Origin of the sequence: Achromobacter sp. K91 (assembly GCF_003576205.1) — a bacterium.
GTDB lineage: Bacteria > Pseudomonadota > Gammaproteobacteria > Burkholderiales > Burkholderiaceae_B > Achromobacter > Achromobacter aegrifaciens.
The window spans coordinates 44,591-52,596 of record NZ_QWFB01000008.1; the positions used below are offsets into that span (position 1 = coordinate 44,591).

General features: G+C 61.0%; 8 protein-coding genes. All 8 read left to right on the forward strand.

Annotated features, from left to right (window positions below):
* Positions 1-5 precede the first annotated feature (5 nt).
* Positions 6-2,309, forward strand: coding sequence for a phage tail tape measure protein (locus DXK93_RS01665; RefSeq protein ID WP_119449180.1), 2,304 nt, complete (start codon positions 6-8; stop codon positions 2,307-2,309).
* Between the two features lies 1 nt (position 2,310).
* A complete protein-coding gene (locus DXK93_RS01670; protein WP_119449181.1) occupies positions 2,311-3,633 on the forward strand; it encodes a DNA circularization protein in 1,323 nt (440 codons plus the stop codon).
* Entirely contained in the window at positions 3,617-4,741 is a 1,125-nt protein-coding gene (locus tag DXK93_RS01675; RefSeq protein ID WP_119449182.1) for a phage baseplate assembly protein, read from the forward strand. Before DXK93_RS01670 ends, DXK93_RS01675 begins: the two co-directional genes overlap by 17 nt.
* A complete protein-coding gene (locus tag DXK93_RS01680; RefSeq protein WP_119449183.1) occupies positions 4,738-5,271 on the forward strand; it encodes a phage baseplate assembly protein V in 534 nt (177 codons plus the stop codon). Before DXK93_RS01675 ends, DXK93_RS01680 begins: the two co-directional genes overlap by 4 nt.
* Complete coding sequence (locus DXK93_RS01685) at positions 5,271-5,681, forward strand: phage GP46 family protein (RefSeq protein ID WP_119449184.1); 411 nt, start codon at positions 5,271-5,273, stop codon at positions 5,679-5,681. The genes DXK93_RS01680 and DXK93_RS01685 overlap by 1 nt, the downstream gene beginning before the upstream one ends.
* Entirely contained in the window at positions 5,671-6,714 is a 1,044-nt protein-coding gene (locus DXK93_RS01690; protein ID WP_119449185.1) for a baseplate J/gp47 family protein, read from the forward strand. The genes DXK93_RS01685 and DXK93_RS01690 overlap by 11 nt, the downstream gene beginning before the upstream one ends.
* Positions 6,705-7,301 carry a YmfQ family protein gene (locus DXK93_RS01695; RefSeq protein ID WP_119449186.1) on the forward strand — a complete coding sequence of 199 codons (597 nt, stop codon included), beginning with the start codon at positions 6,705-6,707 and terminating at the stop codon, positions 7,299-7,301. The genes DXK93_RS01690 and DXK93_RS01695 overlap by 10 nt, the downstream gene beginning before the upstream one ends.
* An 8-nt stretch (positions 7,302-7,309) precedes the next feature.
* A partial coding sequence (locus tag DXK93_RS32245; RefSeq protein ID WP_233564487.1) for a phage tail protein occupies positions 7,310-8,006 on the forward strand: 697 nt, incomplete at its 3' end.

Below are 8,006 nucleotides of genomic sequence, written 5' to 3' on the forward strand. Positions count from 1 at the left end.
AGCACATGGCGGGAGAAAAGTTTCAGCTCAAGGCGCTGATTACGGGCGTGGATAAACTCTCGCCTACCTTAGCTGGCGCCAGAAAGAACGTGGCAGGATTTCGCAAGACGCTCGAATCGAGCAGTCTCGCGAAGGGCTTTAGTTTGGGTGATATAGCGAAGGGTGGCGCATTCGCGGCTCCCTTCATCGCCGGCGCAAAGGCGGCGATTGAATTTGAATCGGCAATGGCTGATGTGCGCAAGGTCGTCGACTTTGACACGCCGTCTCAGTTCAAGGAGATGGGGCAGGACGTCATTCGCATGTCGACGCGCTTGCCGATGGCGGCGAAGGATATCGCCGCTATCGTTGCTGCGGGCGGGCAGGCTGGATTGGCTCGAGGAGAGTTGACGAGGTTCGCCGAGGATGCAGTCAAGATGGGTGTCGCGTTCGACAGCACGGCTGAAGAGTCCGGCGACATGATGGCGAAATGGCGGACATCGTTCCGTATGACGCAGGACGAGGTCGTTGCGCTCGCCGACAAGATCAATTACCTGAGCAATAACGGCCCGGCATCCGCGAAGCAAATCTCTTCAATCGTTACGCGGATTGGTCCGCTGGGCGAGGTGGCGGGGCTTGCCTCCGGTCAGATCGCTGCGATGGGCGCGACGCTGGCGGGGATGGGCGTGCAGGAGGAGGTGGCGGCCACCGGCATGAAGAACTTCATGCTTACGCTGACTGCTGGTGCATCTGCAACAAAGCAACAGCAGCAGGTTTTCAAGGCGCTGCGAATGGACGCCAAGAAGGTCGCCGTAGACATGCAGAAGGATGCGCAGGGGACGATCGTTCGAATCCTGACAGCGATCAGCAAAGTCGACAAAACAAAGCAAGCCTCGGTTTTGCAGACGCTTTTTGGACGCGAGTCGATCGGCGCAATTGCCCCGATGTTGAACAACTTGGACTTGCTCAAGCGAAACCTCGCCAACGTCAGCGCTGAGACTGAGTATGCCGGCTCGATGAACAAGGAATATGAGGCGAGGGCGGCGACCACGGCGAACAACATTCAGCTCCTGCAAAACCGAGCGGTGGCTTTAGGGAACTCAATCGGTTCGGTACTGTTGCCGCCGATTAACGGCTTCATCGGGGCTGCGGGTCCGATGATAGATCGGGTGACGAGCCTGGTCCAACTGAATCCCTGGATGGTCAAGGGGGTTCTCGGCGCGGCACTGGCGTTCGGTGTCATTCGCGTCGCGATGGTCGGGGCTGCGTTCGCAATGAAGGCGCTCAATGCAGTCGTTGCGATGAGTCCGCTCGGCATGGTCGTACGGGGAATGGCATTGGCGGCTGGGTTTTTGCTCGCCAACTGGTCGACTGTGGGGCCTTGGTTCGCTGACCTATGGGGCAGCATTGAGGGCTTTGGAAACGCTGCCTGGCAAGGAATCCAGGGCGTTTGGTCTACGGTGGCGGGATTCTTCGATGGAATCTGGAGTGCAGTTGTCGCAGGTGCCGGCCTCGCGTGGGAAGGCCTAAAAGGAGCATTCCTGAACGCGACGCCGCTTGGCCTGGTTATGAAGAACTGGGAGCCGCTGGTCGGTTGGTTTAAGAATCTATGGGAACGCGTCAAGACCTACATTGAGCCGATAACTGGCGGTCTGCAATGGCTCAAGGACAAGGTGGGTGGGCTGTTCGGCGGCGGGGAAGCCGAGGCTGCAGCGCCGGCGAAGAACCGCGATGCCGCACGCTCTGGAGTCGGCGAACCTGACGGTATCAAGTTCGGCGAAAGCGTGCCGACATATAACGCACCTCGCGATGGCGGTATTGACGCTGGCTTAGACGCGCCAAAGATGGGCGAACGCTTGCCGGCGTATGAGGCCCCCCTAGAAGCCAAGGGCGGCGATGGAATGGCGGCGCGGGATCTTGGCAAAGTTGCACCGCCGACTTACACGGCTCCGAGTGAGGAAAGTGGTGGTGGACGGCAGCTGGGGCGAGTGGGGCAAAGCGTCGCTGCTCACCTGGCGGCCCGCGACCGCAGTGTTGGATTCGTCGCGGCTGGCCAGTATGCGCTCCCTCGGGAAATAGGTGGTGGTGGTGGCCAGGTGACGAAGGAAGTCGGCGAAAGCATGGCGGCGTACCTGGCTGCTCGAGAGCGCGGCGGCGGGGCCGGCCTGGCGGGTACGGTTAGTACTGCACAGCCTGCCAAGCTCGACGGAGATTTGCGGATCCGCTTCGAGGGCGCGCCGCAAGGTATGCGGGTGGAGAGCGTCAAAACCAATCAATCTGGCCTTAGCGTCACTCCGTCCGTCGGTTATCGAACGCTTGGCGAGGTAGGTTGATATGGGCTGGAAGGATGAAAAGCAAGAGGCCTCCTTTCGCGGGGTGCGGTTTCTAGTCGATCAGGATAGCGGACGGCGCGGACGCCGCACTGTGTTGCACGAGTACCCGAAGCGGGACGTGCCTATGGTGGAGGACATGGGCCTGGCAACGCAGAACTTCAAGTTTTCGGCCTGGGTAGCTGGGTTGGATTGCTTCAATCAACGTGACGCGTTGCTTAAGGCGCTCGAGGAGCCGGGGACTGGTGAGTTGGTGCATCCCTGGTACGGCCGCGTGGAGGTGGTGTGCACGAGCGTCGATGTGTCGCATTCGGAGGCCGAGGGCGGCGTAGTTCGATTTGATCTCGAGTTCGTCAAGGGCGTGTCTACGGCGTTTCCTGTTGGAACGGCCAACACGGCTGTGCGCACAGACCTCGCAGCGACCGGCGTGCAGACGTCTGCACTATCGCGCTTTCTGACTGCGGTAAGGACACTCAACCTTGCAAAGGCCCGAGTGAAGCTTGTGCTTGGGGCGCTGTTGGAAGTTCGAGAGTTTTTCAATCAGACGAGCTCGCCTCTGCGGGCGATCTTTCAAAGCGCTCAGCAGGTCTATGCGGAAGTCGCGACGAGGCCGGATACGTTCGCAACGCGCATCTTCTCGCTGGTGAATGACGCATCGAGGGAGTTCGGTGGATTCGGCAGTTCGGCGAAGGGTGAGGGTCTGATTTCGCTGCAAGGGATCGTTACGAAGAGCGACTCGGTTCGCGGACTAGGCGGTGTCAACCGTTCAAGCGAGCCGGTGACGGCGGCGCTGATTGGAAGCATTGTGGACCTAGCGAGGGATGCGCTCATTGTGGATGCGGTGCGTGACGTCTCCGTGTTGCCGGCCGGCAGCCCGCCACGACGCCCCTCTGTGATGGTCGCGGTCGACGCGGTGAAGCAGGACGCGGTTCGTGCGGATTCGAGCAATGGTCTAGAGCTGGCGGAGATTTTGCTTGGTGACCGGGTGCGTGACCTTCCAGTCGTGGATGACGTGAGAGTCGCCCGGGACGAATTGGCGGGTGCTATCTGGGGCGTGGCTCTAGACGCACCCCCTGGGCACTATGAGGTGCTGGCGGCAGCTCGCCAGTCTGCTGGTCGCCATTTGGATGTGGTGGGATTGAGAGGTCTACGGCTGAAGAGCTATGTGCCAGTGTCGATCATGCCAGGGCTTGTCCTCGCGTATCGCGAGTACGCAGATGCGACACGAGCTGGAGAGATTGTTGCGCGCAACCGGGTTGCGCATCCGGGCTTCTTGCCCGCGCGAGAGCTAAAGCTAATTGGAGGTGGGCGTGGGGGAGCACGTTGATCCGGAGAATTTGGTCACGTTAACGGTGGATGGTCAGGACTACAGCGGTTGGAAAGAGATCCAGATTGGCGCCGGGATCGAACGCCTAGCGCGTGATTTCACACTGTCGATTACCTGGCGTTGGCCTGGCAGTACAGAGAGGCCGATTCGAATTCGACAGGGCGCGCGGTGTGAGGTGAGGATCGGGCGTGATCTGGTTCTGACGGGATATGTTTTTGCTACGCCTATTCGGTACTCCGCTACGGAGGTAACTGTGTCAGTGGCCGGACGCTCACTGACAGCCGATCTTATCGATTGCACGGTGGACGAGAAGCCTGGACAGTGGCGTGGGCAATCCGTAGCCGAAATCGTGCGGTCGTTGGCTGGTTCGTATGGTGTCGCGGTGGTTGATGAGATACGAGATGGCGCGGTGGTCGCTGACCACAGCGTGGAGCCGACCGAGACGGTCTTCGAATCAATAGACCGTCTGTTGAGCCTATCTGAGCTCTTTGCTACCGACGACGGCAAAGGGCGATTGGTCATGGCTCGGCCTGGCAGTGAAGGGCGAGCTACCGACGCTTTGATCCTGGGCGAGAACATCAAGGAGGGGGATGCGGGGCTTGACTTTGCCAACCTGTATTCGGAGTACCGATGTGTCGGTCAGAGGTCGGGATCCGATCAAGAGTTTGCTGCAGCTGCATCTGAGGTTTCGGCTCGTGTGACGGATGGGCGTGTCGAGCGTCGCCGCATGCTCAAGGTGAATCCGAGCGGACAGATTACGCCAGCTCTAGCGCAGCGCCGGGTCGAGTGGGAGCGGGACTACCGACTTAGCCGGGCGCTGAAGGTCTCCTATGTGGTTCAGGGGTGGCGGCAGAGTGATGGTTCCCTGTGGCGGCCGAATCTCATCGGGCGCGTGCGGGACGACCTGATCGGCTTTGATCGCGACATGCTGATCGTCGAGGTCTCTTACGTGCTCGGGGACGGGGGGATGGTGTCGCGTATGACGTTAGCGCCGCCCGAAGGGTTCATTCCTGAGCCCACGCATAAGAAGGGAAGGAAACGCAAGAAAGGCAAGGGCGGCGACGCCTTCGAGTACTTGCTGGCAGAAGATTGGGAGGAATCATCATGAGCGCCCTAGGTGACGCATTGAGGAATGTTGTGGTGCGCGGAGTCGTGGCCGTGGTGGACGCTGGGCGAAAGTTGCAAGCCATTCAAGTTCGGCTCACTGCCGGCGAAGTGAAGGGCGACGTTGAGCATTTTGAACCGTACGGTTGGTCCTCGCACCCGCACCCCGGCGCGGAGGCGGTCGTGGCCTTTATTGGTGGAGACCGCTCTCATGGTGTGGCTCTTTGTCTGGCAGACCGCAGATATAGGCTTGTCGGATTGGAGGCGGGTGAGGTGGCGATATTTTCGGATGAGGGCGACTCGGTCGTGCTCAAGCGCGGGCGCGTCGTTGAGGTCACAACCGAGACGTTTCGACTTAACGCGACGCGCTGTGAGCTAAATGCGCCAGAGGGAATCGTGTTGAACACGAAGCTCGTCTCGGCCACGGGGGGGGTTAAAGCAGTTGAGGACATTGTGGCCGGCAAGACGAGCGTTCAAGACCATCGGCATACGGACGTGCAGCCCGGTTCCGGAACGAGTGGAGGGCCAGTGTGATGGATATCCGACTCGTATCGGGCGTTACTACCCCGCTCGGGCGGGCCGTCGTGATTAGCCTTTTTACCTGGCGCCGCGCGCTGGACAGCGACCCGGTCGACGATTCCGATCTGCAAGGCTGGTGGGGTGACTCGTTCCCGACCCGCGCAGACGATCGCATCGGGTCGCGTCTCTGGCTGTTGCGACGGCGTACGCTGACCGATCAGACGCGCATTGACGCGATCGCCTATGCGCGCGAGTCGCTGCAATGGTTGATTGAGGACAGCATCCTCGCCAGTGTCGAGGTCGAGGCTGAACGGCAGGGACGGGAGCGCCTGGCGATGCGCGTCGTTGGGATGCGTATCGACGGCGGCCGCGAGTTGCTCGCTGACTTCAACGATATTTGGCAGGTGATAAAAAATGCCTTTTGATATTCCTTCGCTTCCCGTGTTGGTGTCGCGTACGGACGGCGATCTGTCGGCGCTGGCGGAATCTGCGCTTCGTCGGTCAGACCAGCAGGTACTGTCACGCTGCCATGCCGGTGCGACGTATGGCCTTTATGGCTACTTGGGGTGGCTGTCGCGCCAGATCTTGCCGGACACATGCGATGAGGATGTCCTAGCGCGGTGGGCGGCTATGAAAGTAGTGCCGCGTACTCCGGCGTCAAGTGCCTCCGGCAATGTGATGATGCGTGGCGCTCCTCAGTCAGTGCTTGACGCTGGCGCGCTTCTTCAATCCCAAGATGGTCGGCAATACGCCACGACCCAGACGGTAGTTTTCACGTCCGAGCTCGAGCACGTTCCCGTTCGTGCGGTAGTTCCTGGAAGTGCAGGGAATGGGCCGGCCCGCATGGCGTTGTCATTGGTATCGCCAAATGTTGGGGTGCGGGACCAGGGGGAAGTCGCGCCAGAAGGATTGACTGCTGGGACAGATGAAGAGCGGCTCGAGGCTTGGCGAGCGCGAGTAATTGCGGATTTTCGGCGCGTGCCTCATGGCGGCGATGAGCAGGACTACGAGAGCTGGGCAACGGAGGTGCCTGGGGTTACACGCGCATGGGCGCGTGGCAATCATCTGGGGCTCGGCACGGTCGCGGTGTTCTTTGTTCGTGACAACGACACAGACCCGATCCCGGGCATGGAGGCCATTGCTGCGGTTCAGGCGCATCTTGAGTCAAAGCGGCCGGTAACTGCGGAAGTCTATGCGCTCGCACCGCAATCGTTACCGGTCCACTATCGAATCGCGCTCACGCCTGACAGCGCAACGCTCCGCGCGAGAGTCGAGGCGGCGCTTCGGGATCTCCACCTGAGGGAGGCGGATTTGGGCCAGCGATTTGTCTGGACGCACATTGGCGAAACGATTAGCGGGACGCCAGGGGAAGAGGATCATCGGCTGGTGGCTCCGGCGGCGGACGTAGTGCCGGCGGAAAACCAGCTGCCGACGTTCGGGGGTGTGGAATGGCTGTGAGGTCTGAGCAGGACTATCGAGCGCAGCTCCTCGCCCTTCTACCGCCCGGCCCTGCGTGGGACCTCGAGGCTGTGCCCGAGCTGGTCGCGGTACTCGAATCTCTCGCTCAAGAGTTCGCGCGGGTGGACGCTCGTTCGGGGGACTTGTTGGGGGAGATGGTGCCGTCTGGGGTCCGTGAGCTTCTGTCGGACTGGGAGCGCGTCCTGGGCCTTCCCGACCCTTGCCTCGGTGCGGAGGGTGGGTTCGCAGAGCGACGGGCAGAGGTTGTCCGGCGCTTCGGGGAGGTTGGTCGACAGGACCCTCTCTACTTCGTAGAGCTTGCACGCAAGCTCGGCTATCCCGCCGCTTGGGTCGAGGAGTACAGAGCGCCAAGATTTGGGCGCTCGATCTTCGGGCTTGCGCGGTTCGGAACCCGCCGCCAACAGTTCATGTGGAAATTTCACCTCGGCGAGCGCCGACCTGGCGGTGCGCGGTTTGGCATTACGCAGTGGGGCGAGCGCTTCGGGGCCAATCCCAACAACATCATTGAGTGCATTGTGCGGCGCTACAGGCCCGCGCATACGCACGTCATATTTGAGTATCAGTGAGGTAACAGATGGATTATCCGAAAAGTGTCCCTGGCGTAGGGTTGGTTGCCGGTAAGTTCGTGAACGAGGACCCGGTCGCCGGCAGGGCTGGGTCATTGATTCCGGCGGAATGGGGAAATGCGACAACGGACGAGCTGTTGGCGGTGATCGCGGCGGCAGGGCTGCAGCCCACGGAGGCGGACAACGGCCAGTTGTTCAAGGCGATCGATCGCCTCATCGCTATGTCCGTTGCCAGTCGACCTTTGGTGTACTCGATCAACCAGCTGCCGAATCAGAACGTGGGGCCGGTGGTGGTGGCCGAATGTGCCGCAGTTTGGATCTGGTCGGCGTCGGGCTTCTTCACTGGCTACCGGTCGCCGCTGTGTGGCCGGCCGGTGGACGGACATACCGCGATTCCGCTGGTAAGCGAGGTGGACGCGGTCGGCGGCGTGCTGTCCAAGACAGCGTACGCCCGGCTTTGGGGGTATGCCCGGGAAAACAACCTGGTCGTTTCACAGGCGACCTGGTCGGCGAATGTGGGCGCGCACTACTTCGTGGACGTCGACGCCAACACCTTCCGGGTTCCAGATCTGCGCAATATGTTCCGCCGTTTCACCGGAACTGACGCTGACACTGCAAATGCGAGAGCGCTGGGTAGCCTCCAAAGCTCGCAGCTTCAGGCTCACGCGCACAATCTTCGATACAGCAATACGGCGGCGAACTGGG

Bases quoted from the DNA above. Each gene is read 5' to 3' on its own strand.
- DXK93_RS01665 (WP_119449180.1), top strand. From the start codon at position 6: ATGGCGGGAGAAAAGTTTCAGCTCAAGGCGCTGATTACGGGCGTGGAT.
- DXK93_RS01670 (WP_119449181.1), top strand. From the start codon at position 2,311: ATGGGCTGGAAGGATGAAAAGCAAGAGGCCTCCTTTCGCGGGGTGCGG.
- DXK93_RS01680 (WP_119449183.1), top strand. From the start codon at position 4,738: ATGAGCGCCCTAGGTGACGCATTGAGGAATGTTGTGGTGCGCGGAGTC.
- DXK93_RS01685 (WP_119449184.1), top strand. From the start codon at position 5,271: ATGGATATCCGACTCGTATCGGGCGTTACTACCCCGCTCGGGCGGGCC.
- DXK93_RS01690 (WP_119449185.1), top strand. From the start codon at position 5,671: ATGCCTTTTGATATTCCTTCGCTTCCCGTGTTGGTGTCGCGTACGGAC.
- DXK93_RS01695 (WP_119449186.1), top strand. From the start codon at position 6,705: ATGGCTGTGAGGTCTGAGCAGGACTATCGAGCGCAGCTCCTCGCCCTT.